Genomic DNA, 24845 nt, shown 5'->3' on the forward strand with positions numbered 1-24845 from the left:
CGTACGTCTTCGTCATCGACTTCGGGAGCACACATGGGACAGCTGGTTCGGGTACAGAATTTCACCATCTCGCGCGATGGCATCGCTGCGGGGCCAGACCAAAGTTTCGAGAGTCCGTTCGGTCTCGACCATGCAAGTCTGATGGAGTGGTGTGCGGCCACCGCAAGCTGGCCGAACCGCACCGATCCCGGCGGCAGCCGTGGTCTGGACGACTACTTCGCCCGCGACTTCAGCAACAACATCGGTGCCGAGATCATGGGCCGAAACAAGTTCGGACCTCAACGCGGACCGTGGGCCGACCACGAATGGCAGGGCTGGTGGGGTGACGAGCCGCCGTTCCACACCCCTGTCTTCGTGCTCACCCACCACGAGCGGCCGTCCATCACGCTGTCCGACACCACGTTTCACTTCGTCGACGCCGAGCCTGCCGAGGTACTGAAGCAGGCAAAGGAGGCGGCCGACGGTAAGGACGTGCGACTCGGCGGTGGCGTCACCAGCATTCGGGAGTTTCTCGACGCCGATCTCGTCGACACCATGCACATCGCCGTCGCGCCCATCGAATTCGGCTCGGGCCTCGAGCTGTGGGACTCCCCCGACGAGCTGAACGACAGATTCGCGCACGAGGTCGTCCCCAGCAGCAGCGGCGTCACTCATCACCTGTTCTGGCGCAGGTAACCGGTCCGGATCAATGCGGCTTTGTTGCATTCTGAGCGACTGAAACTCACATTGATCCCAACCGAGGGACGAGGGACGCCAGGCGGGGCGGGGGCGAGCCCTCAGCCCCGCAGACCCCAGTGCTCGATCCAGTCGAGGGCAGACATCTCCCCCGGTGCGATGCCCGCATTGCGGGCGGACGCCTCGGCGTTGCGGATCAGGGACGCGAAATCCAGTACCCGACGCCTCAGCAGGTCCTCGGCACTGTCTCCACCGTGCGCGTGATCGACTCCGATGTGTACGACGCGGAGGCCGTCGGGAATCAGCTCGTCGGGCAGGCCTGCCTTGGTGGCCCGTCCGATCACCTTCTGCGCCAGCGCAAGCGACGGCTGAGACAGGGCAATTCCGTCGACGCAGGATCCGCGTGCCTTCTCCGATGCCTTCTTCTCTTCCCAGGCTCGCTCTTGTTCCGCGATGTCGACGGGACCGTTGCCCGTTCGACCGAGGTGTGGGCTGCGGTGGGTGAGCTTGGCGACCAGTCCTGCGGCGACGTCGTCGACATCGAACGCGTTCTCGGCGGCATCCTGAGCGATTCTGGAATGGAACAGCACCTGCAGCAACAGGTCTCCGAGTTCTTCGCGCAAGTCCACCAGGTTGCCCGCGGCGATGGCGTCGAGCAGCTCGTACGTTTCTTCCAGCAGGTAGCCCCGCAACGACTCGTGAGTCTGCTGCGCTTCCCATCCGCCGAGGGTGCGCAGCCGATCCATGAGCCGGACCGCCGCGATGAGGTCGTCACCGGGCAGCTTCTCGGCGGCGATGACCCGTTCTCCGCGTGCAATCCGTTCCTGGACGTCGGGGTTGGCGGGATCGGTGCTCACCAGCACCGCGTCGACGGCGTCGGGCGCAGCGGTTCCCGAGAACAGCCACCGCACTCGCACCGGCACTTCTTCGGTGAATTGCACTGCACCGCCGAGAAATTCGACAGCATCCACCGGCACTTGTGTGGGTCGAACAGGGTCGAGCAGAACTACCGTCACCGCTACACCCCCACTGTTTGCTCCAACAACACCGACCGAGATGGCTTACCGTCCAAGGATAGGATGAGATCGGCGATGAACTGCACCAATTCGACGTCGCGTACGCGCGCCGCCCCCACGCCGCCGCCTTCGACGCGCGGCAGCGGCAACTGCACCACACCGGTGGTGGCCCGATAGGCAGCGCTCGGGTAGAGCCGCTTGAGGCGGATCTGCTTGGAGTCGGGCAGGTCCATCGGAGCCAGCTTCACCTGTGTTCCGGCAACATTGACGTCGGTCAGGCCGTATTCCTTCGCGATAAGCCGCAGCTTGGCGATGGAGACCAGGCGGCCGACCTCCTCGGGCAGCGGACCGTATCGGTCGACGAGTTCTTCGATGACCGCGTCGATGCCCTCGGAATCGGCTGCCGCAGCGAGCTTTCGGTAACCCTCGAGGCGCAACCGATCGCTGGTGACGTAGTCCGGTGGGATGTTGGCGTCGACGGGAAGGTCGATGCGCACTTCCTTGGGGGCTTCGTCGGTGGTGATGGGCTTTCCGTCGGCGGCCGCGCGGTACGCCTCGACTGCTTCACCGACGAGCCGCACGTAAAGGTCGAATCCGACGCCCGCGACGTGACCGGACTGCTCTGCTCCCAGAACGTTTCCGGCACCGCGGATTTCGAGGTCCTTCATCGCCACCGCCATACCGGCACCGAGGTCGGAGTTCTGCGAGATGGTCGCCAATCGGTCGTAGGCCGTTTCGGTGAGCGGCTTCTCGGGCGGGTACAGGAAGTACGCGTAGCCACGCTCGCGGCTACGGCCCACTCGACCGCGCAGCTGATGCAACTGGGACAGGCCGAGCGAATCGGACCGCTCCACGATCAGGGTGTTGGCGTTGGAGATGTCGAGGCCGGTCTCGATGATGGTGGTACACACCAGGACGTCGGTCTCGCGCTGCCAGAACCCTTGCACGGTGCGCTCGAGTGTTTCCTCGTTCATCTGACCGTGCGCCGTCGCCACCCTGGCCTCCGGGACCAGATCGCGAATCTTCTTGGCGGCCTTGTCGATCGAGCTGACTCGGTTGTGCACGAAGAACACCTGGCCGTCACGCAGCAGCTCACGCCTGATGGCCGCGGCGACCTGCTTGTCGTTGTACGCGCCCACGTAGGTGAGCACCGGGTGCCGCTCCTCGGGCGGAGTGAGGATGGTCGACATCTCGCGGATGCCGGCGAGGCTCATCTCGAGCGTTCGCGGAATAGGAGTCGCAGACATCGTCAGGACGTCGACGTGGGTTCGGAGCGACTTGATGTGCTCCTTGTGCTCGACGCCGAAGCGCTGCTCCTCGTCGACGATGACCAACCCGAGGTCCTTCCAAGCGACACCGGTCTGCAACAACCGGTGCGTACCGACGACGATGTCGACCGTACCGTCGGCCAGCCCCGCCATGACCTCTTTGGATTCGGAGCCGTGAGTGAAGCGCGAGAGCCCCTTGACGGTCACCGGGAACGACGCCATGCGAGCAGTGAAGGTCTGCAGATGCTGTTGCGCCAGAAGTGTTGTCGGCACCAGCACGGCGACCTGCTTGCCGTCCTGCACCGCCTTGAATGCGGCGCGAACCGCGATCTCGGTCTTGCCGTAGCCGACGTCACCGAGAATGACGCGGTCCATCGGAACCGCCTTCTCCATGTCGGCCTTGACGTCGGTGATGGCCGTCATCTGGTCGACCGTCTCGGTGAATCCGAACGCATCTTCCATCTCGAGCTGCCACGGGGTGTCGGGTCCGAAGGCATGCCCGGGAGCTGCCTGACGAGCCGCGTACAGCTGCACCAGCTCGCCGGCGATCTCGCGAACTGCCTTGCGCGCCTTGCGTTTGGTGTTGGCCCAGTCGGATCCGCCGAGCTTGCTCAGAGACGGCAGCTCGCCGCCGACGTAACGCGAGAGCTGATCGAGCGAGTCCATCGGGACGAAGAGTCGGTCTCCAGGATGGCCGCGCTTGCTGGGTGCGTACTCGACGACGAGGTATTCGCGTCGAGCACCACCGATGGTGCGTTCGACCATCTCGACGAATCGACCGATGCCGTGCTGATCGTGCACGACGCTGTCGCCGGCGACGAGCGCGAGCGGATCGACCTGATTGCGACGCTTGGCCGGAAGCTTGCGGCCCTCCCCCGCCGCGGCGACGCGGTTACCGGTGAGATCGCTTTCGGTGACGACGACGAGCTTGGCGTCGGGGAACACCAGGCCGTCGTGCAACGATCCACACAGGACGTTCACGATGTCGGCGACCGGGACCGCACCGGAATCGAGATGTGCCGCAGGCACTTCGGCCTCGGCGAGGCGTTCGATGATGCGGGTGGCGGTACCGGCGCCCGCGACCGAGATGACCGCACGACCACCGGTGGCGATATGGGCTCGCAGCGTGGCGAACAGGGCCGTCAGTGCTTCCTCGGACCCACGGACCTCCGGGACCGAATCGACGGCGAGTTCGACTTCTTCGCCGTTTCCGGATGCCAACGGGCTGATGGTCCACCACGGCCGACCGTGCACCTGAGCCGACTCCCGAACCTGTCGCAGCGAACGGTAGGCCGAGGCACCGAGATCCAGTGACGCACCTTCGAGGCTGGAGGTGTCCAGGGTGGAGGTATCGAGCGGCGCAGCTCCACCGATCGATGCTGCCGTCCAGGATGCTTCGAGGAACTCCTGGCCCGTGCGTACCAGATCGGTTGCGCGCGTGCGGATTCGCTCGGGGTCGCAGAGCAATACGTGTGTACCTGCGGGGAGAGTATCGGCGAGCAACTGCAATTCACCCGGCTGCAGCAGCGGCAGCAACGCCTCCATGCCCTCGACCGGGACGCCGGCGGACAGCTTGTCGAGCATCTCGACCAACGCGGTGTCGCCGGCGTTGTCGGCTGCGAGTACCGCGGCGCGGTCGCGAACTTCCTGGGTGAGAAGCAACTCGCGGCACGGCGGAGCGATGACGAGATCGACCTCGTGATCGGGCAGCGAACGCTGATCGGAGACCGCGAACGCGCGAAGCTCGGTGATCTCGTCGCCCCAGAATTCCACACGCACCGGGTGATCTGCCGTCGGCGAGAAGAGGTCGAGGATGCCGCCGCGGACGGCGAACTCACCGCGCTTGCCGACCATGTCCACGCGCAGGTAGCCGAACTCGACGAGTCGATGGATCAAGCCGTCGAAGTCGATGTCCAGGCCGACCTTCAGGGTCACGGGTTCGATCTCGCCCAGACCGGGTGCCATCGGCTGCACCAACGAGCGGACGGTGGTGACGATGACGCGCAGAGGATCGCCGTAATCGGTGTCGCCGGGGCGAGCGAGCCGGCGGAGTACGTCCAGCCGCTTGCCCACGGTGTCGGCGCTCGGTGAGAGTCGCTCGTGCGGAAGCGTCTCCCACGACGGGAACATGACAACGCCGCCGCCGAGGATCTGGCGCAGTTCGTCGGTGAGATCGTCCGCTTCACGTCCGGTGGCGGTGACGATCAACAGCTGCGTGTGCTGAGCGATCGCGGCGGCAACGAACGGGCGAACCGAGTGCGGTCCGATGAGCGTGTGCTCGGCGGTTCCGATCGCATCGGCGACGGCCACCATGGACGAATCCGTCAGCGCGACGCTGGCCAGACCCGAGAGTTGCAGCGCCGCGTCGGGAACGATCGGGGCCGGCCCGGATGGAGAAATGGCAGGCAGAGAATCGGAAGACAACAGCAATGCTCCTAGAAGCGATTCGAGGCGACGGCTGCTTACGCACAGTCCTGAGCGAGTCTATGGGAGCACACCGACAGCCCGGCAGGCGGGAGACGCCGACGGACTACCTCAGAGCTGCGTCCAACATCGCCGCGAGAGACTCGGCAGCAGCAGCCGAGTCGTACTCCGGGTCGTGCAGGCGCTCGGTGACGATCGCATCGATTCCCCCGCCGACGATGATGGCCAGGGTGCGCGAATCGATGCCGGCCGTCCCGCGAGCCCGGACGGATGCGTCGATGAGGTCGGCCAACGGACGCCATCGGTCTTCCGGGGTGTGCCCCAGAGCCGAGTTGCCGAGCGCCTCGACCAACATCCGGGTGTGCGTCGGGTGATCGCGTAGGTGGCCGATCATCGCACGCACGTACGCCTCGGGTCCCTTCCGCGCGTCGACGGCCTCGACCGCGGCAGCCACGTCCTCGACCAGCGCTGCGAGAACGAATCGATACGCCGCGTCGATCACCGCATCCTTGGTCCGAAAGTGATACAGCACAGCCGCTTTCGTGATTCCGGCACTGTCCGCGATGCGCGCGAGCGAGACCTTCGCATACCCGTGCCGGGCGACCGCGTCGATCGTGACGTCGATCAGCTGAGCGCGTCGCGCGCGCTCGACGAAGCTCGGTTCTCTCGTTGCCACGCTCGCCAGCCTACCGTACGGTTGAATTACTTACCGATCGGTTAGGAGATCCCGAATGAACGTCCGAGCAGCGAGCACACGGCGTCGATACCTGAAGATCACCGCCGGGGCATTGACCGTCGGCGCGCTCGCCCTCGCGTTCGCACTCCGGTCGCCCTCACCGGTCGGCCACTGGAACAGCGCAGCGAGCGAGGACAGATTCCTCGCCGCCTACGACCGCGCGTTCGAAGATCTACCGAATCCTGCGGAGACGCTCGACATCAGAACCGACTACGGCGTCGTCCGCGTGTATCGGTTCGATGGCACGGGAACCTCCACCCACCCGCTGCTCCTTCTGCCGGGCCGTTCCTCGGGCACGCCGGTTTGGGCGGCCAACCTGCCCGGCCTGCTGACCATCGGTGACGTCTACACCGTCGACCTGCTCGGCGAGCCGGGACGGAGCATCCAGGAACGGCCGATCTCCAGCGACGAGGACCAGGCTGCGTGGCTCGACCAGACACTCGAGGCGCTACCCGCCGATCAGGTCCATCTCGTCGGGCTGTCGATCGGCGGGTGGACCGCGACGAACCTGGCGGTGCACGACAGCACCCACCTGGCCACTCTCACTCTGATAGACCCGGCCCAGACCTTCGCCGACATTCCCTGGGGCACTGCGATTCGCGCCCTACCGGCGGCCGTGCCGTGGCTTCCGAAATCCTGGCGGGACAGCTTCAACTCCTATACCGCAGGCGACGCGGAGGTCCAGGACGTTCCTATCGCAGACATGATCGAAGCCGGTATGCAGGGCTACTCGCTGAAACTGCCGCAGCCCACGCGCATCACCGACAAGGAACTCGCGACACTCGACGTGCCCGTGCTGGCAATCATCGCGGGCAGGTCGGTGATGCACGACGCCGAGGAAGCCGCCACCACGGCCGAGAGAACTCTGCCCGATGGGACAGTCCATCTCTATCCCGACGCCTCACATGCGATCAACGGTGAATACCCGGATCGACTGCGCGACGACGTAGCGGCTTTCGTTGCGAAGAACTCGTGAGTTACGGGCCGAAGCGGATGACTCGACGCGCTGCGAATTCGCGGAAGTAGTCCAGCTTGTTGGCGGGGACCAGAGCCGGGAGAAGGTAGTACCAGAGACGCTCCATGCGCGACGGCAGTTCCTCGGTGGTGGAGGTGGCAACCGCAACCATGTGCACGCCGGCCAGGATCTCGAGCACGAGCGAACCGATGGTGCGCGAGTCCGAGTTGGGGTCGATGTCGCCTTGCGCGATGGCCTTGGCGGCGAGCTTGTCGAACGAGTCGCTCCACCCGGCCATGACGTTGCCCTCGGTGCCGCGGTAATCGCCGATCTGATGGCTCAGCCGGAGCATGGCCGAGACCATGGGATCGCTGACCGAAAGGTCGACGACGATGTAGGAGATGCCGATCGCCGCCTCGAGTGCGGGGATGCGACCGTCGTTGAACTGCATGCACGCAGTGGTCAGCCGAGCATTGCCCTCGTCGATGACCGCACGTGCGAGTTCTTCCTTGGAACCGAAGTGGAAGTACAGAGCGCCTTTGGTGACCTGCGACTGAGAGATGATTTCGCTGAGACTCGCGTTCGCGTACCCCAGGCGCAGAAATACGTTCGCTGCGCCCGCGAGCACGGTGTCGCGGGTTATTTCAGCGCGGGCCTGCCTGACCATGGGATCCGCCTTCGCAATTCTGAACTGCCACTGCGCAAATTACGCCCGAACGGTACCACTGACTTGCTTTACGTCTCGTGCCAACATGCATCGGTCCGATCGAGCCTTACGCCGTGTGTGACACAGCTCTCATGACCGACAAAGGGGACGATACCCCCTCTTTAACCGCGAAGAGACGAAACCGAGTTCTCATTCCTCGGTCAATCGAGGGTCGGCCTCCAGATTCGTCAGCCCGTTCCAGCACAGGTTGACCACATGCGCCGCAACCACTTCTTTAGACGGTGTCCGCACGTCGAGCCACCACTGCGCCGTCATCGACACCATTCCGACCAGCGCCTGGGCATACATCGGCGCGAACTCGGGATCGAGTCCGCGGCGTGAGAAATCCCCGGCCAGCATGTGCCCGACGCGACCGATGGCCTCGTTGAGCAACGACGAGTACTTGCCGTCCTCGGCAGCCGCAGGGGAATCGCGCACGAGAATGCGGAAACCGTCGGTGCGGTCCTCGATGTAGGTGAGCAGTGCAAGTGCGACGCGTTCGACGCGAATCCGCGAGCGATTGAGGTCGAGTGATTTGGTGATCATGCCGAGAAGCGTCGACATCTCCCGATCGACGATGACGGCGTAGAGACCTTCCTTACCGCCGAAATGCTCGTAGACGACCGGCTTGGACACGTTCGCTCGTCCGGCGATCTCCTCGACCGACGCGGCCTCGTACCCGCGTTCGGCGAACAGCGTGCGCCCCACCTCGATCAACTGCTCGCGCCGCTGCGTCCCTGTCATTCGGACTCGAGGTGAGCGTTCCTGCTCCGAGGCTGCGCCTGTCATCGAAAACCGCTCCCGTTACCGACCCTGCATTTTCGACGCCGGAATCGACGCCTCCCCCACACTAACGATGTCCGATCCATCCGTTTGTCCCTGCGGGAGTGGAGCCTGCAGGACGACCCGGAGGGCGGGAGTGGAGCCTGCAGGAACGACCCGGAGGGCGGAATCTTCATCGCGGTTCGACTCACCACCACCTCGCGTGCGAGGATCGTTGCGCTCAGTGGGAGCGCAGCGGCAAACGAATGAGTCGTTCGATTCGTCGGCCACTGGCGAGACCGCTGGCCGTTTATCCGCCGTGGTGTAATGGCAGCACCTCTGATTTTGGTTCAGATAGTTCAGGTTCGAGTCCTGGCGGCGGAGCGAGCAACATCATTCGTGCATACCGTCTTCGCGTTACCGCCTGAGGAGCTCAATGCCTGTGCAGACCGCCGTGGTCGTTCTCGCTGCGGGTGCAGGTACCCGAATGCGGTCGAAGACTCCGAAAGTTCTGCATCCCCTCGCCGGCCGCACCATGCTCGCGCATGCCCTCCACGCGGCCGCCGACCTGGGTCCCGACCACCTGGTGACCGTCGTCGGACACGATCGCGAACGAGTGACCGAGGCCGTCCAGGACCTCGCGGCCACCTTCGGGCGCACGATTCACACCGCAGTCCAGGATCGCCAGCTCGGCACCGGACATGCCGTCCAGTGCGGCCTGGCCGCCCTGCCCGACGACTTCGAGGGCACGATCCTCGTCACCGCCGCCGACGTGCCCCTGCTCGACGGCCACACTCTCAAAGCTCTGCTCGACGAGCACCTGAGCGCCCCCAGGCCCGCTGCCGCCACGGTGCTGACCTTCGTCCCGGACGATGCCAACGGCTACGGCCGTATCGTCCGCACCGACGACGGCGAGGTGGCCGAGATCGTCGAGCACGCCGACGCCACCCCGGCCCAGGTGCTGATCGGTGAGGTCAACTCCGGCGTCTACGCGTTCGACGCCGTGGCGCTGCGTACCGCCCTGGGCAAACTCAGCACCGCGAACGCCCAGCACGAGCTGTATCTGACCGACGTCGTCAAGATCAGCAAGGCCGACGGCAAAGCCGTCTACGGCACCCAGCTCGCCGATCCCGATCTGGTGGTGGGCGTCAACGACCGCGTCCAGCTGGCGCACGTCACCTCCGTGTTGAACCGTCACATCGTCGAACGACACATGCGGGCAGGCGTCACCGTCGTCGATCCGTCGACCACCTGGATCGACATCGACGTCACCCTCGGCGCGGACGTCCGCATCGAACCCGGCGTCCAGCTCCACGGCAAGACCCACATCGCCGACGACGCGGTCGTCGGACCGGACTCGACCCTGCGTGACGTCGAGATCGGCGAGCGCGCGTCGGTCGTGCGCACCCACGCCGAGCAGGCCGTGATCGGACCGGATGCCACAGTCGGACCGTTCACCTACCTGCGTCCCGGCACGGTCCTGGGCGAGGGCGGCAAACTCGGTGCCTACGTGGAGACCAAGAACGCGACGATCGGCCGCAACACCAAGGTCCCGCACCTCACCTACGTCGGCGATGCCACGATCGGCGACCACAGCAACATCGGTTGCTCCAACGTCTTCGCCAACTACGACGGCGTCAACAAGAGCCGCACGGAAATCGGATCCCATGTGCGGACCGGTTCCGACTCGACGTTCGTCGCTCCCGTTCATGTGGGCGACGGCGCTTACACCGGTGCAGGAACAGTGGTTCGGGACGATGTTCCTCCCGGCGCGCTGGCCGTCTCCGGTGGCAAGCAACGCAATATCGAAGGCTGGGTCATCGACAACAGGCCCGGAACCGAAGCTGCGAAAGCAGCGGCGCTCGCAGATCGTGATCGGCAAGAACAAAAGGACGGCGAAGAGCAGTGACCACCCCTAATTGGATCGACAACCAGAAGAACCTGATGTTGTTTTCTGGTCGAGCACATCCGGAGTTGGCCGAGCAGGTCGCCAAGGAACTCGGGATCGACGTCACCCCGCAGACCGCGCGTGACTTCGCCAACGGCGAGATCTTCGTTCGCTTCGAGGAGTCGGTCCGCGGATCGGACGCCTTCGTGCTGCAGTCGCATCCGTTCCCGCTCAACACGTGGCTGATGGAACAGCTCATCATGATCGACGCGCTCAAGCGCGGATCGGCCAAGCGCATCACCGCGATCCTGCCGTTCTACCCGTACGCGCGTCAGGACAAGAAGCACCGGGGACGCGAGCCCATCTCCGCTCGTCTGGTCGCGGATCTGCTCAAGACCGCCGGTGCCGACCGCATCATCACCGTCGACCTGCACACCGATCAGATCCAGGGCTTCTTCGACGGCCCCGTCGATCACATGCACGCACACAGCCAGCTCGCCGATCACATCCGGGCGACCTACAGCCTCGAGCACATCACCGTGGTCTCCCCCGACTCCGGCCGCGTGCGCGTCGCCGAGAAGTGGGCCGACTCGTTCGACGGTGCGCCGCTGGCGTTCATCCACAAGACACGTGACCCGTTGGTGCCCAACCAGGTCAAGTCCAACCGCGTCGTCGGTGACGTCGAAGGCCGCACCTGCATCCTCATCGACGACATGATCGACACCGGCGGCACCATCGCCGGTGCCGTGAAGGTGCTCAAGGAAGCCGGAGCCGGTGACGTCGTCATCGCCGCCACCCACGGAGTTCTGTCCCACCCGGCCGCCGAGCGGCTCGCGAACTGCGGTGCCAAGGAAGTCGTCGTCACCAACACCCTGCCGATCAGCGACGAGAAGCGCTTCGCAACGCTGACCGAGCTCTCGATCGCGCCGCTGCTGGCTCGCACCATCCGCGAGGTCTTCGAAAACGGCTCCGTCACAAGCTTGTTCAACGGCAGCGCATAGCCTTTTCGGGTCACTCCGCAGGCTCCACTGCCGACCTTCGGGTCTGTTTCACTCCGCCCCGCCCACTCTCCGTCCGCTCTGCATGAACTACGTCACGTCCGTGACCGGAACCTGCAGCTCGCGAGACGGGGGTGTGCGGGGCGGGTTTCGTTGTCACCTAAGATGACTCGTCGTGATCGACGCAGACTCTCCCCACGGCCCGGCTGGAACTACTACGGTCAGAATTGCCCGATGGACGCCGGGCGGGTGCGTCTGGTGCGGTAGCACCGACAGCGTCGAGGACTTCCGAAACGAGCCGCGCTGTGGTCTGTGCCGCGAGAAGGAAGCCGTCATCGACGAGGCCAAGCACTTCATCGGGATGTACGGCCTGCGGCCCCTGGGCGGCACGCTGGCGTCCGAGGACGAGGAGGAGCGCGAGTACCGCGTCACCGCTCGGGATGCGCGTGAGGTGCTCAACCGCATTCGGCTCGAGAAGCTGCCCGATCCGGCCGCTGTCCGCAAAGCCTTGCGCCCCAGGGCCGCTGCCGCGGGCAACGCACCGGCCTCCACGACGTCCGGAACGCCCGCGAAGGCACCGACGAAGAAGTCGCAGGCCGGCGTCACCGGGATCGATGCGATCGAACTGCAGTCCCGTGTGCAGAAGTTGCTCGGCCAGCTCACCTCCGTCGACGAGCAGATCAGCGCGCTCGACGGCGTACAGGGCCTGCCGGCACGTGCGCGCATGAAGGATCTCGAACGGCAGCGCACCACTGTCCTGTCGACTCTGGCCGCGCTCGAGAAGGCTCGTCGCCGCACCAACTGATCCACGTAGTCTGATCGAGTGCTGCGCAAGCGTTCGATCTCACGGCAGGTGCTCGATGTCACCTACGCCGTCGTTTTCGTTCTGCTCCTGCTGCCGTCCACGCTGAGCGGATCCTACGGTTCTCCCGGCGCGGGTGTGCTGGTCGGATTCGGCGTTGCGCTGGCCATGAGGCGCCGCTCACCGCGACTGTCGTTGGTACTCGCCTGGCTGCTGGCCGTCGTGCAGATGGTCAGCGGGGTGCTCCCCCTCTCTGCGGACACCGCAATATTCGCGATTCTGTACTGCTCGGCCGCCTACGGCGACAGCGTCGTTCGACGCTTCGGGCTCGCGTCGGCCGTCGGCGGCGGAGTGATCGCGGCGCTGTATCTGGCTTTCGTGGACGGCAATCCGTTCGGCCCGCCGACGGAAGAGGGCTACCAGGAACCCCGACTCGCGCAGTTCGCCCTACTCCTCGCCGGCCTGTGGGCGATGCTCGGGTTGTCCTGGGCACTGGGCCGCCTCGCCTACGCCCGACGCACCGCCATCGAATCCGCACACGCGCGCGAGCTCGCCGAGGTACATCAGGCCCGCGCCGAACACGAAGTGGCAATCGAGCAGGAGCGCAACAGAATTGCTCGCGACATGCACGACATCGTGGCGCATTCGCTCGCCGTGGTGATCGCGCAGGCCGACGGTGCACGCTACGTGCGCGCCGTCGATCCCGCTGCCGTCGACACTGCGCTGACGACCATCTCCGACACCGCGCGCGAGGCACTCTCCGACGTTCGGGTGTTGCTCGGACAGCTTCGGCACAGTCAGGGCGATCTACCGAACCCGACACCCGACGATCTCGAGCGCCTGTTCGACCAAGTGCGCGCGACCGGACTGACCATCGACTCCTCGATCGACACCACATCGGTGTCGTTGGGTGCCGGTGCGCAACAGTGTGTCCTCGGTGCGTTCGCCATGGGAATCGGGCGGCCACGGAATCGCCGGCATGAAGGAACGCGCCAGCCTCGCCGGTGGCATGTGCACCGCGTCCGGCGACGGCTCGTCGTGGACCGTGACTGCCTGGCTTCCTGCTGCCGGCTCGTCCACGAAGGGAATCAACTGATGGCCGATCGAATCAAGGTGGCTCTGGTCGACGATCAGCAGCTGTTCCGAGCGGGCATTCGCATGCTCATCTCCTCGCAGCCCGATCTGGAGTTCGTCGGCGAGGCGGGCAACGGCAAGGAAGCCGTGGAGCTCGCCGCGTCGGCAGGGCCCGACGTGATGCTCATGGACGTCCGGATGCCGGTGCTCGACGGTATCGCCGCGACCGAGCAGATCGTGGCCGCGTCCGATACTCCACCGCGGATTCTGGTGCTCACGACATTCGATCTCGACGAGAGCGCGGCGCGAGCGATTCGTTCGGGAGCGAGTGGATTCGTGCTCAAGGACGCGGACCCGGAATTTCTGCTCGCGGCGATCCGGACGGTTCATGCGGGCAACTCGGTGATTGCCGCGTCGGCGACGACGGGGCTGCTGGCGCACTTCACGCCGACGCCGGTGGTGCCGAAGGTCCCTGCCGAGTTCGCCACCCTCACCGCACGGGAGAAGGAGCTCTTCCGGCTCACCGCGCGTGGCTTGAGCAACTCGGAGATTGCGGCCATCGAGTTCTTGAGCGAGGCAACCGTGAAGACGCACATCAGTCGCATCTTCGCCAAGCTTGCGCTGCGAGATCGGGTGCAGTTGGTGGTCTACGCATTCGAGCACGGACTGACCGGAGACTGACACCGAAGTCATCCTGTAGATGTACGGGGCGAAGACTCGCGCCTGATTACTCGGGGCCGCCGAATTCATAGCGTTGTGGGCATGACGATCACAGCAGGCCCCGTTGCCCGGGCATTTCAGGTCAGCAAACATTTCGGCGACTCGTCCAATCCGGTGAGCGCCCTCGACAACGTCTCTCTCGACATTCACGGCGGCCAGTTCACCGCCATCATGGGACCGTCCGGCTCCGGCAAATCGACCCTGATGCATGTGATGGCCGGACTGGACAACGCCAGCTCCGGGCATCTGATGCTGGCCGGTGCCGACATCACAGCGGCCAACGACGACGCACTGACAACGCTGCGCCGCACGCAGGTCGGCTTCATCTTCCAGTCGTTCAATCTTGTTCCCACCCTCGATGTTCGGGGCAACATACTGCTGCCGTTCGAGCTCGACGGCCGCGCACCCACCGCCGAGGAGGCGGCCTGGATAGAGCAGCTGATCGACACTCTGGGATTGCAGGGGCGGGTGAACCACCGCCCGCATCAGCTCTCGGGTGGGCAGCAGCAGCGTGTCGCGATCGCCCGGGCACTGGGTACGCGGCCGCATCTCATCTTTGCCGACGAACCCACCGGCAACCTCGATTCCCGCACCGGCCGTGAGGTTCTCGGCCTGCTCGCCGCAGCGGTGCGCGAGTACGGCCAGTCGATCGTGATGGTCACGCACGATCCCATCGCGGCCAGTTACGCCGATCGCATCGTCTTCCTCGCCGACGGGCGCATCGTCAACGAACTGGGACGTTCCACGGCAGAACAGATTTCGAGTTACATGCTGGGGATGGAGGCCGGGAGTGGAGCCGGCAGGAACGACCTGAGAGGGGCAGTCCGATGAGTGCGTTGACTTCTGCTCAGGCGTCGAAGGAGCACGGTGCCAGCATTCTGGTGACCTCGTTGGCGTCGTTCTTCGGTGTGGTGTTGATTCAGGCGACGGCGTTCCTGGTCGACATCTTCGGGGATACCGACGGTGCAGCCGTCACTGCGCTGTACAGCGTGGCCCTGGTGTTCATCGGTCTCGCACTGTACGTCGCGGCGGTGGTCACCTCGAACACGTTCGCGACCATCGTCGCCGGACGCACCCGCACCATTGCCCTTCTTCGACTACTGGGTGCCCGGGCGCGTGACCTACGACGGTCGGTGGCCAGGGAAGGCTTCCTCGTCGGATTGTTCGGTGGTGCAGTCGGTTCGGTTCTCGGAATCGGTGCCAGTCACCTCGCGCGGGCGGTCGCGGTCTCGGCCGGTCAACTGCCGGATGTGGCGTACACGACCGTTCAACCGCTGGTGATCCTACCGGTCGTCATCGTGGTGTTGACGACGACCCTCGCGTCGTACGTCGGGTCTCGAAAGGTGTTGGACGTGACGCCTGTTCAGGCGACGGGAGGCGCAGTGGACACGGGAGTGGAGGCTCCGCAGTCGCGTCGTGTCAGGACGGCGCTGTCGATCGTGCTGATCGCAGGCGGAGTGGCGTTGCTCGGGCTCGGGATCCTGATCGGGATGGTGAACCCGACCGGCGTTCTGGTCGCGTTCCTCGGCGGTGTCGCATCGTTCACCGGCATCGTGGTCGGTGCCTATCGAATTCTGCCCGCGACGCTGAGGATGGTCGGGAGACTGTTCGGCCGCGGACCTGCGGCGAGATTGGCCTCGGCCAACGCAATTCGCTATCCGGATCGCAGCACCCGCACCGCGGTGGGATTGCTGATCGGGGTCACGTTGGTGACCACGTTCGCCGTCGCGATGTACAGCTACCGGTCGATGCTCGTCAACGAGTACGACGAAGCCTCCGTCGACCAGGTACTCACCGTGACGGTGGGAATCATGACCGGACTGATCGGGTTCTCGGCCGTCATCGCGGCGGTCGGGATGGTGAACAACCTCCTGCTGAGCATTCTGCAGCGCACCCGAGAGATCGGCCTGTTGCGGGCACTCGGATTCACCCGCAAGCAGATTCGGGCGATGATCGTCTCGGAGAGCAGCCAGATGGTGGTCGCGTCGATGGGCTTCGGTCTGATTCTCGGCATCGGATACGGCTGGGCTGCAGCACAATCGCTGCTCGGCTCACTGGATTCTCGCGGGCTCACTGCCCCCACTCTTCCGTGGGCTGTGATCGCCGGAACCGTGCTGTGCGGCGGACTCCTCGCGCTCGGTGCCTCACTGACTCCGGCACGACGAGCGAATCAAATTTCGCCGGTGGTCGCGTTGGCGGATGCCTGATCGCGAGGCTTCGGGCCGGCTGTACGGGCAGGGTTGCGCACTACCGACGCCGATCGACGGGATTCCGTCGATCGGCGGTCGTAGCGTGCAGTGGTGCCCACTCTGCCGTGCAGTCCTGTGGATTACGTCATCGGTTATCCACAGTTGCGAGATTGCCACTGTTGCACGGGCTCGACACCGGCAACGCTGTAGCGATGGGGGTTTACACAGTGCAGCAATTGGTGGCGCAAGGGCTCAGTACGAGCACGATTTCGAGGCGGGCGCAGTCGGGAGAACTCGTGCGACTGCTGCCGAAGGTCTACGCGACGGAGAAACCGGACTACTTCGGACTGTGCACCGGTGCGACTCTGTGGAGGCCGGATGCCACACTGAGCCACGAAAGTGCGGCCTGGTTGTGGGGATTGATCGACTATGAACCGCGTCTGGTCTCTGTCACTGTGGCCCCGAACGTCCAGTCGAGGTCGGTGGCTTGGATTCGAATTCATCGCCGACGCCTCGTCGAGGTCCAGCTTCACCGAGGCCTGCGAGTCGTGTCACTGGAGCAGACATTCGTCGACGTCGCGACCTCGTTGTCGACGCCCGATCTCGAGAAGTTCTTCGACAACGCCATCGACCATCATCTGCCATGGCGACGGGTCGCTGCACTGTGTGACACGGCGAAAGGAATGCACGGGATGGCTGCCGTTCGGAAGCAGCTTCGAACATGCTGCCCAAGAACACGATCCGAGCCGGAGCGCGTGGTGGCACGGGCGTTGACTGCTCGAAACTTCACGATGGAGATCAATGCGCGCGTGGGGAAGTTCTACGGCGACCTGGTCGACTTTTCTGCACGAGTCATCGTCGAGATCGACGGACGAGAGTTCCATACGGATCCCGCGACGTTCAACAACGATCGTCGACGCCAGAACGAGTTGGTGCTCGATGGATGGTTGGTACTGCGATACTCGGCGGCCACGGCGCTTGCGGACCTCGATCGCGTCGTGGACGAAATCATCACCGTGGTGCGGCGTCGCCGTAAGTCGATCGCGGCAACGGACCGTCGACTGCCCTGAACACACGGCAGCACCGGGCAGGGCTGCGCACTACCGTCGCCGATCGACGGGATTCCGTCGACCGGCGGTCGTAGCGTGCAATGGTGCCCACTCTGTAAGGCCGAGTGGGTCGCTACTCGCCCTTCCGAGCAAGAATGAGCGCAAATCGGGAATCCGCGTCGGACCACAGATGCTCGACGCCGAATCCCGCTGCCGCCAGTTCTTCGGTGATGCCGTCCGGTCGGAACTTCGCCGAGATCTCGGTGCGGAGTTCTTCGCCTGCCTCGAAATGCACGTGCAGATCGAGGTCGGCGAGGTACACCTCCTGCGACGATGTGGCCCGCAGTCGCATCTCGATCCACTCCTGCTCGGCATTCCACAGCGCGACATGCTCGAAAGCATCGGGATCGAAGTTGCCACCCAGGCGAGAGTTGATCACCGACAACACGTTTCGATTGAACTTCGCAGTCACCCCGGCAGCGTCGTCGTACGCCGGAACGAGCACGTCCGGGTCGATGACCAAACCGACACCGAGCAACAGATACTCGCCCGGATCGAGCGCGTCGGCTACTGCTTTCAAAAATTCCTCGCGCTCCTCGGGAATGAGGTTGCCCAGGGTACCGCCGAGAAATGCGATCGTCCGGCCGTCGCCGCCCGGCAGATTGTGCAGAGTGTCGGTGAAATCGCTGACGATGCCGTGCACCTCGAGCGCGGGGAATTCCTGCGCGATCTGCTCGATAGCGCCCTCGAGCGCCGAGATGGATACATCCTGTGGCACATACGTTCTCAGTGATCCGTGCTTGACTCCGGCGGAGAGCAGCAACTTCGTCTTCTCCGACGAGCCCGAACCGAGCTCGATCAACATGGTGGATTCGGTTGCCTCCGCGATGTCCAGAGCATGCTCCTCGAGGAGGGCGCGCTCGGTCCGCGTCGGGTAGTACTCGGGCAGAGCGGTGATCTGCTCGAACAGCTCGCTGCCCAGAGCGTCGTAGAAGTACTTGGGCGAGAGCCACTTCGAGTCGGCAGTGAGACCGTCCCGCACGTCCTTGCGCAACTCGTCGAGCAATGCTGTGTCGGCCAGATGTACGTCCACTGTGCTCATGACGCTCCTTTACGATTCCAGGCTGGAAATGGTGAGATCGGTTGTCGTGGCGACGACCACGCGTCGGTCGTCGATGGAAATCCAGTCGGGTCGATCGTCGAGGGGTTCGGAGGCGATCGTCACCGAATCCTCGGTCCGCAGAACCGAAAGCGAATGATGCACCGCCGTGGCGTACATGCTCTCGCCGTCCGACAGCAGAAAATTCAGGCGAGCCTTGGGCGAGATGGCGAGGACCCTACGGACCAGCACGCGCAATGCCGTCTCGGGATCGTGGGTGCGCAACAGGTTCCGCAGTACGACCCACAGGCCGGCCGCATCGGTGGGCGCGGGCAACGCGAGCGCGTCGATCGGCGGTACCTCCGACCACAATTCGACCATCGACTGCGGCCAGCCGAACACCACACCGTTGTGACTGAACGCCCATCGGTCGTCGGTGAACGGGGCGCAGGCACTGCGTTCCACCGGCATGCCGACAGTTGCCGATCGCACTGCCGCGATCACCGACGTCGAGCGCACCTGCGGCAGAACATCGTCCACCGCCGGATCGGTCCAGATGGGCATCGGATTGCGGTAGCTGCGCACCGAACCGTCCTGCCACCATGCGACGCCGAAGCCGTCGGCGTTGATGGTCCCTCCACCGCGCATGTCGTTCGGTGCGAAGGACTGGGTGCGCAGAGAATGATCACCTTGCGTCAGCAGCGATCCGACAGAGGTGGCAGCGCCCAGATACCCCAGATGACGGCACATTCAGCTGGGCTCGACGTCGCGGGCCAACCGGAATCCGCTGAAGATCTGGCGGCGGATCGGGTGGTCCCAGTTGCGGAACGTGCCTCGACACGCCACCTCGTCGGTGCCGAACGAGCCGCCGCGCAACACCTTGTAGTCGCCGCGGAGAAACACCTCGGAGTACTCGGCGTACGGGAACGCCTCGAACCCGGGGTACGGCTCGAAATCCGAGGAGGTCCACTCCCACACGTCACCGATCAGGTGATGCACACCGGCCGAGGAGGCACCGTCGGGATACGCGCCCACGTCCGCCGGTTCGAGATGCCGCTGGTTCAGATTGGCATGTGCGGCAGTGGGTTCGGCGTCGCCCCACGGGTACGCGTTGCTGGTGCGAGTGTCGACGTCGAATCGCGCGGCCTTCTCCCACTCGGCCTCCGTCGGCAGACGTTTGCCTGCCCAGCGGGCGTAGGCGTCGGCCTCGAACCAGCACACGTGCACCACGGGCTGATGCGGGCGCACCGGTTTACTCGCGCCGAAGCTGCGACGCCACCAGGTGCCATCGGAGTCGGACTCCCAGAACTGCGGTGCGGTCAGGTTCGCGTCGACGCGATGCTGCCACCCCTTCTCGGTCCACAGTTCACGGCGTTCGTAACCGCCGTCAGCCATGAAGTCCATGAACTGCGCGTTGGTGATCGGGGCTCGGTCTATGGCGAAGGTGGGCACGTGCACGGCATGAGCCGGTCGCTCGTTGTCCAGTGCCCACGGGTCGAGCGAGGTCCCCATCGAGAACGGGCCACCCGCAATGACGGCCTCACCCGACACCGGTACCACCGAGGCCGGCGGAGCAGGAGCCGTCAGAACCGCAGGCCCCGAACGCAATTGATGAGTGGCGAGCATTGTCTCGTCGTGCTGCTGCTCGTGCTGGGCGATCATGCCGAACGCGAATCCGTGCTTCTCCACCGGCCTACCCTCGAAAGTGCTGCGGTCGAGCACATCCCAGGCCTTGTCGCGGACGGTCTGGACGTAGACGCGCGCCTCGTCCGGAGTGAGCAGCGGAAGCGACGTACGTGAAGAACGCGAATGCTTGAACGCGTCGTACAGCTCGTCGATGTCGGGACGGACGGGGTCACGGCCACCGACGTCGCGCACGAGCCAGAGTTCTTCCTGGCTACCGATGTGTGCGAGATCCCAGACCAGCGGACTCATCAACGGCGAATGCTGCGCCATCAGTTCGGTCTCGTCCACGCAGTCGGTGAGTGCTGCACTTCGGGCACGACTGCGAGTGAGGACCGTTTCGATCCTGCTCCTGAGTTGTTCGGCGCTCACACCGATTCCTTTCGAGTCTGAAATTCCCGTGTCGCCGCGTCGAACTCACTGGGGGGCTCACCCGCACTGCACCGGCGAGATGCCGCCGACAGGTGCTCGGAGTACTCGCCACCGACCGCCGCTGCGAGGTCGAGCAATTCGGTTGCGGCCGTGCGTAAATCACCGTCCGCCAGCCCGACGCGGGCCGCGTCGAGCCACCGTCCGGCCGTCCCGCCGCCGATCTCGGTGGCGCGGGCCACCAGTTCGGGTGTGGACAGCAGCGCCTCGAATGCCGCCGCCGGAACCACCCACTGACCGTCCGGCTGCGCGTCGAGGTACCGAATCTCGAGGTGCCCGCAGGCTCGCACCTGGGGGAACAGGGTGGTCAGGTGATAGTCGAGATCACTGGAGGTCGGCGCTCGTCCGACAAGGTCGGGATCGTCCAACCACTGAGCGAATGTGGTGCCCGCAGGCGCTTCCCAGTTCTGGGTGACGCCTTGGATGCAGAGCAGTGGAACGTCGAGTGCCCAGCGTGCGTAGTCGGCGATCGGGTCGCCAGTGTTCGGAACCGCAGTTCTACTGGAATCGGTTCTGCTGGAGTCGAGTTCGAGCCAGGTGCGCATCCGCTGCGATGTCCAGTTTCCCGCAGGCGCACCGGCGAGCTCGGGAGAGCGCGCGAACGCGGCCACGAAGGCAGGGCCGATGACGTGGAGCATGTGCCAGCGGGCGGCGACCTCGGCCTGATCACGTCCCGCATCGACGCTCACCTGAGCCGCAGCGGTGTTGCACATCATCAACTTCCCGAAGGGGCCGATGGTGGTGAACCGATTCTCCATCGCGCAGTACCGCGGTAGGACGAGGAGGCGTTCGGGTGCCCGAGCGGTATCGGCCGGAACGGATGCGATGTCTATGCCGGCATTGCCGAGAATATCCCGCAGCAGCCGCGCATCGGCGTCGAGCATCGGTGCGAGTTGGGAAACGGATATATAAGGCGAACTGGACAATTCGACCTGACCGCCGGGTTCGACGGTGACGATGCTGCCGCCCGGCAATGTCAGGGCGGGTGATTCGGGATCGATACTGCGCGGGGAGTGAACACCGAGCGCAGCGGCCAGAGCAGAGAGGGTCGGGCGGGTTCCGTCGTCGAGAGCGGTGAGCCACTCGAGTTCGGCACCGATGAGAGCCGGTGGCCCCAGTTTGAAACACACCTTCGACACGTATGCCTCTGCTGCCGGGCGCGAGCTCAGCCCGAGAGACTTCTCGTTGGACGACACTCATTCCTTCTTTCCGCACTCAACACGTTCTTCGCTACCGAACGTACCCAGCTGCGAGGATCGAAAACGCCGCGATCCCTCGCCTTGTCGAGGCTACCGATTGTGGAACTCTGGTGCCCGAGACTTCGCTACCGAAAGGACGACCGATGCTCGATCACGACCGCATTCGACGCGACACCCCCGGTGCGTCGGGCCGCGTGTTTCTCGACAGCGCCGGATCCTCGTTGCCGCCGACCGTCGTCCTCGACACCGCGATCGCGCACCTGCGCCGGGAAGCAGAAATCGGCGGCTACCGGGCCGCGAACGAACGACTCGATGACCTCGCCGCGGTCAAGACCTCGATCGGAACCTTGATCGGAGCGCAGGCGTCGACCATCGCACTGAGCGATTCTGCGACACGAGCCTGGACCGACTTCTTCTACTCCGTGCCACTCTCCCCTGGTGATCGAATCCTGCTGTGCGAGGCCGAATACGCCAGCAATGCCATCTCCGCCCTCCACCGCGCCGAGGTCACCGGCGCGACCGTCGAGATCGTGCCCAGCGACGAGTCGGGACGCATCGACCCGGACGCACTGGAATCGATGCTCGACGAGCGGGTGAAACTGGTCTCGGTGGTACACGCCCCCACCAACGGCGGTCTGATCAATCCCGCCCGCGCCGTCGCCGATCTCGCACACCGCCACGGCGCACTGGTCCTGCTCGACGCCTGCCAATCCATCGGGCAACTGCGCGTCGACGTCGAGGAACTGGGAGTCGATGCCCTCTCGGCCACCGGCCGCAAATGGCTGCGCGGACCCCGCGGAACCGGCTTCCTCTACGTGCGTCCCGGATTGGCGTCGACGCTGCATCCGCCGGCCCTGGACCTGCACAGCGCCCAATGGGTCGACCGAGAAACGTATCGAATGGCCGACGATGCCACACGATTCGAGTTCTGGGAATGCGACGTCGCGGCCAGGCTCGCGCTCGGTGCGGCCGTCGACTATCTCCTCGAGCTCGGCATCGACCACGTCGAAGAAGCCGTTGTCGAACGCGCCGAATACCTGCGGGCCGGGCTCGGAGAAATCTCGGGGGCGACAGTGCAGGACCTCGGCGATCGCAGGAGTGGCATCGTGTCCTTTACCGTCGACGGTGAAGATCCCGTGGCCGTGCGTGACCGACTCGCCGACAGCTCGGTGACGGTGACCGTCAGCCACCGCAGCTCGACGCGGTTGGACATGACGGGCCGGGGACTCGACGCCGTCGTCCGTGCGTCTCCGCACTATTTCGTCACGTCCGCGGAACTGGACACAATGCTCGCTGCGCTCGCACGTGAGTGAAAGTTCGTAGCAGGCGGGCCGTTGCGTTTTGGCGCGAGTGAGCGGGTGAACTGATCGGCTGTGTGAGGTCGGTCGGTGTGGCCGGGCCCGGTAGGGCCCGGTCACTCACTGTTCAGGCCGGTGCCGTTGTGGGGGCGGCCGCGAGGCGGGTGAGGATTTTGCCGATGTTGTGAACCGCTGCGTGAAATGACCATTCACTGGCCGCTCGGTCGAGTCCTCGACCTGTGAAGCGACGAAATCCGAGATTGTGTTTGGCATGCCCGAACGGTGTCTCGGCGATATGCGAGCGTGTGCGGTAGGTCGCGATCCCGTCCGGTGTCGCCAACCTCTCCCGCATCTTATCGAGCGAACTCTGTTGCACCGGTGCATCTTCGGTGTTGCTCGCCGCGGCGGCGTGGGCAGCGGCTTCGAGATCACGGGTGGTGCCGGTGGCGATCAACCTGTCCGGGCCGGGTGCATCGAGATTGGCGTTCGAGCAGTACCCGGCATCGAAAAGCATGATCCCGATCGCAGCCTCACCGGCACCGGCATCGGATCCGCAGACCGTGTCGGTGACCGGCGGTGAATCTGTGGCAGTTTTCGTCGCGACGATCGTGTCGGCGGCAGCGATGGCCTTCGCGACCATGTCCGGGTAGTAACCGGAGTCGTTGGGGTTGATCCCGACACCGGTCGCGATGATGATCCCGTCCTCGGTGGTGAATGCTTGACAGTTGTAACCCTGCACCCATCCGCCACCACGGATCGGCTGCACTCGCGACTGCGGATCGGTGATGTTGCGGCAGATCACCGGCGCACTGTTCTCCCGGTCACGTCGGCGGGCTCGAGCTTTCGCCAACGCCGCCCGCGCCCGCACCACCGTGTAATGAGACTCCACCGGCACCGGAGCAGTTCCTTTCGGCTTCGCCCCACGAGCACCCAGTGCCGCAACTTTGGCCTCGTAGTCAGCGCTCATCTGCACCCTGACCTGCCGTGCACGCTGCAACCGGATCTCCGCTGCGTCGACCGCAGCACCGACCGGAGACTGACCGATGATCTTTGCGCCCGCCTCCATCCGCTCGAGATGGCCCTTCGCCGCGGCCTGCTCGGCTGCTCGCGCCGCTGCCTTCTCGGCCTCGATCTGGGCCAGTGCTTCGGCGATCCGCGCCGACCGAGACTTCGGGTCGGCCAGGTCTTTCGGGACGTGGCCGGGGCCCGGATCGTCCGGGCCGTAGAGCTCGTCGTCGGCGTCATCGCCCGCGGCGTGCGCTGCGGCCGCCGCGGCGGCGATCTTCGCAGCCTCGGCCTCGGCCGCCGCACGCAACCCGGATTCGCTGCGATTCGCCGACAGCGACGCGTTCGAGGCGATCTTGACTCCGTCGAGGGCGATGGTTCCCAACGACCCCAATCCCACCCGCGCGGCCAGGATCAGCACCTGCGCGAACAAAGCCGCGCAGGCCGCGTGGTTGTCTTTACGGAACCGAGAGATCGTCACATGATCGGGGATGTCACCAGCGCAGATCACCCGGTAGGACACCACGTCGGCGCACGCGGACTCGATCCGGCGTGAGGATCGTTGGCCCTGCGACCAGGACCAGATCAGCAACGTGAGCAACATGTCCGGGTCGTATCCGGCGCGCCCGACACCACCGAGTCGACGCCCGGTATGAAACGCCGAGGTGTCGAGATGAGTATCGACGATGTCGATGAGCGTCCACACCGGATGCTCCGCCGGTAACCACTCGCGCATGTCCGGTGGAATCAGAAACTGTTGATCACGATCGACCGGTCGATACCCCTTCGCCACCACCACATTCTCGCCCACCCACAACGATGGGGCGCCTCGACACTCGAGACGCCCCACCATCAAATTGAAACAGCCCG

General features: G+C 64.9%; 20 protein-coding genes, 1 tRNA gene and 1 pseudogene. 12 read left to right on the forward strand and 10 right to left on the reverse strand.

Going from position 1 to position 24845, the window contains the following annotated elements:
• Positions 1 to 33: 33 nt before the first annotated feature.
• On the forward strand, positions 34 to 675 hold the full coding sequence (locus AYK61_RS09420) for a dihydrofolate reductase family protein (protein ID WP_121870608.1): 642 nt from the start codon (positions 34 to 36) through the stop codon (positions 673 to 675).
• A gap of 101 nt (positions 676 to 776) precedes the next feature.
• On the opposite strand, the gene AYK61_RS09425 is transcribed toward AYK61_RS09420, so the two are convergent.
• The 3 genes from AYK61_RS09425 to AYK61_RS09435 all read right to left on the reverse strand — a co-directional run bounded on the left by AYK61_RS09425 (position 777) and on the right by AYK61_RS09435 (position 6059).
• Positions 777 to 1691: a MazG family protein gene (locus tag AYK61_RS09425; RefSeq protein ID WP_121870609.1), complete on the reverse strand. Its 915-nt coding sequence runs from the start codon at positions 1689 to 1691 to the stop codon at positions 777 to 779.
• Between the two features lie 2 nt (positions 1692 to 1693).
• Positions 1694 to 5272 (reverse strand): transcription-repair coupling factor, encoded by a 3579-nt coding sequence (gene mfd / locus AYK61_RS09430; RefSeq protein ID WP_259468175.1) that lies wholly within the window; start codon positions 5270 to 5272, stop codon positions 1694 to 1696.
• A 217-nt stretch (positions 5273 to 5489) separates the two neighbouring features.
• Positions 5490 to 6059: a TetR/AcrR family transcriptional regulator gene (locus tag AYK61_RS09435; protein WP_121870610.1), complete on the reverse strand. Its 570-nt coding sequence runs from the start codon at positions 6057 to 6059 to the stop codon at positions 5490 to 5492.
• A 55-nt stretch (positions 6060 to 6114) separates the two neighbouring features.
• On the opposite strand from AYK61_RS09435, the gene AYK61_RS09440 reads away from it, so the two are divergent.
• Positions 6115 to 7095, forward strand: coding sequence for an alpha/beta fold hydrolase (locus AYK61_RS09440; RefSeq protein WP_121870611.1), 981 nt, complete (start codon positions 6115 to 6117; stop codon positions 7093 to 7095).
• A gap of 1 nt (position 7096) precedes the next feature.
• Here AYK61_RS09440 and AYK61_RS09445 read toward each other — a convergent pair whose 3' ends face one another.
• On the reverse strand, positions 7097 to 7741 hold the full coding sequence (locus AYK61_RS09445) for a ScbR family autoregulator-binding transcription factor (RefSeq protein WP_068049844.1): 645 nt from the start codon (positions 7739 to 7741) through the stop codon (positions 7097 to 7099).
• 189 nt (positions 7742 to 7930) lie between these two features.
• Positions 7931 to 8569 carry a TetR/AcrR family transcriptional regulator gene (locus AYK61_RS09450; RefSeq protein WP_094613864.1) on the reverse strand — a complete coding sequence of 213 codons (639 nt, stop codon included), beginning with the start codon at positions 8567 to 8569 and terminating at the stop codon, positions 7931 to 7933.
• Positions 8570 to 8855: 286 nt separating this feature from the next.
• Between AYK61_RS09450 and AYK61_RS09455 the strand changes: the two genes are divergently transcribed.
• The 9 genes and pseudogenes from AYK61_RS09455 to AYK61_RS09495 all read left to right on the forward strand — a co-directional run bounded on the left by AYK61_RS09455 (position 8856) and on the right by AYK61_RS09495 (position 17283).
• A tRNA-Gln gene (locus tag AYK61_RS09455) sits at positions 8856 to 8926 on the forward strand.
• Positions 8927 to 8978: 52 nt separating this feature from the next.
• Positions 8979 to 10451 (forward strand): bifunctional UDP-N-acetylglucosamine diphosphorylase/glucosamine-1-phosphate N-acetyltransferase GlmU, encoded by a 1473-nt coding sequence (gene glmU, locus AYK61_RS09460; RefSeq protein ID WP_094670508.1) that lies wholly within the window; start codon positions 8979 to 8981, stop codon positions 10449 to 10451.
• Positions 10448 to 11431, forward strand: coding sequence for a ribose-phosphate diphosphokinase (locus AYK61_RS09465; protein WP_121870612.1), 984 nt, complete (start codon positions 10448 to 10450; stop codon positions 11429 to 11431). Before glmU ends, AYK61_RS09465 begins: the two co-directional genes overlap by 4 nt.
• Before the next feature lie 172 nt (positions 11432 to 11603).
• Positions 11604 to 12233, forward strand: coding sequence for a hypothetical protein (locus tag AYK61_RS09470; protein ID WP_231893907.1), 630 nt, complete (start codon positions 11604 to 11606; stop codon positions 12231 to 12233).
• A gap of 621 nt (positions 12234 to 12854) precedes the next feature.
• Positions 12855 to 12971: pseudogene (locus AYK61_RS27785) on the forward strand (histidine kinase); the annotation flags it as partial.
• A 354-nt stretch (positions 12972 to 13325) separates the two neighbouring features.
• Positions 13326 to 13985, forward strand: a complete 660-nt coding sequence (locus tag AYK61_RS09480) for a response regulator transcription factor (RefSeq protein ID WP_121870613.1) — start codon at positions 13326 to 13328, stop codon at positions 13983 to 13985.
• 81 nt (positions 13986 to 14066) lie between these two features.
• Positions 14067 to 14855: an ABC transporter ATP-binding protein gene (locus AYK61_RS09485; RefSeq protein ID WP_121870614.1), complete on the forward strand. Its 789-nt coding sequence runs from the start codon at positions 14067 to 14069 to the stop codon at positions 14853 to 14855.
• A complete protein-coding gene (locus AYK61_RS09490; RefSeq protein ID WP_121870615.1) occupies positions 14852 to 16231 on the forward strand; it encodes an ABC transporter permease in 1380 nt (459 codons plus the stop codon). Before AYK61_RS09485 ends, AYK61_RS09490 begins: the two co-directional genes overlap by 4 nt.
• A 194-nt stretch (positions 16232 to 16425) precedes the next feature.
• On the forward strand, positions 16426 to 17283 hold the full coding sequence (locus AYK61_RS09495) for a DUF559 domain-containing protein (RefSeq protein ID WP_121870616.1): 858 nt from the start codon (positions 16426 to 16428) through the stop codon (positions 17281 to 17283).
• Between the two features lie 112 nt (positions 17284 to 17395).
• On the opposite strand, the gene egtD is transcribed toward AYK61_RS09495, so the two are convergent.
• The 4 genes from egtD to egtA are packed head-to-tail and all read right to left on the reverse strand — an operon-like array spanning position 17396 to position 21669.
• Positions 17396 to 18364: an L-histidine N(alpha)-methyltransferase gene (gene egtD, locus AYK61_RS09500; RefSeq protein ID WP_121870617.1), complete on the reverse strand. Its 969-nt coding sequence runs from the start codon at positions 18362 to 18364 to the stop codon at positions 17396 to 17398.
• Between the two features lie 9 nt (positions 18365 to 18373).
• Positions 18374 to 19111, reverse strand: a complete 738-nt coding sequence (gene egtC / locus AYK61_RS09505) for an ergothioneine biosynthesis protein EgtC (protein ID WP_121870618.1) — start codon at positions 19109 to 19111, stop codon at positions 18374 to 18376.
• Complete coding sequence (gene egtB / locus AYK61_RS09510) at positions 19112 to 20416, reverse strand: ergothioneine biosynthesis protein EgtB (protein WP_183130220.1); 1305 nt, start codon at positions 20414 to 20416, stop codon at positions 19112 to 19114.
• On the reverse strand, positions 20413 to 21669 hold the full coding sequence (gene egtA / locus AYK61_RS09515) for an ergothioneine biosynthesis glutamate--cysteine ligase EgtA (RefSeq protein WP_121870620.1): 1257 nt from the start codon (positions 21667 to 21669) through the stop codon (positions 20413 to 20415). The genes egtB and egtA overlap by 4 nt, the downstream gene beginning before the upstream one ends.
• A gap of 146 nt (positions 21670 to 21815) precedes the next feature.
• Between egtA and AYK61_RS09520 the strand changes: the two genes are divergently transcribed.
• Positions 21816 to 22985, forward strand: coding sequence for an aminotransferase class V-fold PLP-dependent enzyme (locus AYK61_RS09520; RefSeq protein WP_121870621.1), 1170 nt, complete (start codon positions 21816 to 21818; stop codon positions 22983 to 22985).
• A gap of 112 nt (positions 22986 to 23097) precedes the next feature.
• Here AYK61_RS09520 and AYK61_RS09525 read toward each other — a convergent pair whose 3' ends face one another.
• Positions 23098 to 24828: a transposase gene (locus AYK61_RS09525; protein WP_183130116.1), complete on the reverse strand. Its 1731-nt coding sequence runs from the start codon at positions 24826 to 24828 to the stop codon at positions 23098 to 23100.
• Positions 24829 to 24845 lie beyond the last annotated feature (17 nt).

Source organism: Rhodococcus sp. SBT000017 (assembly GCF_003688915.1).
In the GTDB taxonomy this organism is placed as follows: Bacteria; Actinomycetota; Actinomycetes; order Mycobacteriales; family Mycobacteriaceae; genus Rhodococcoides.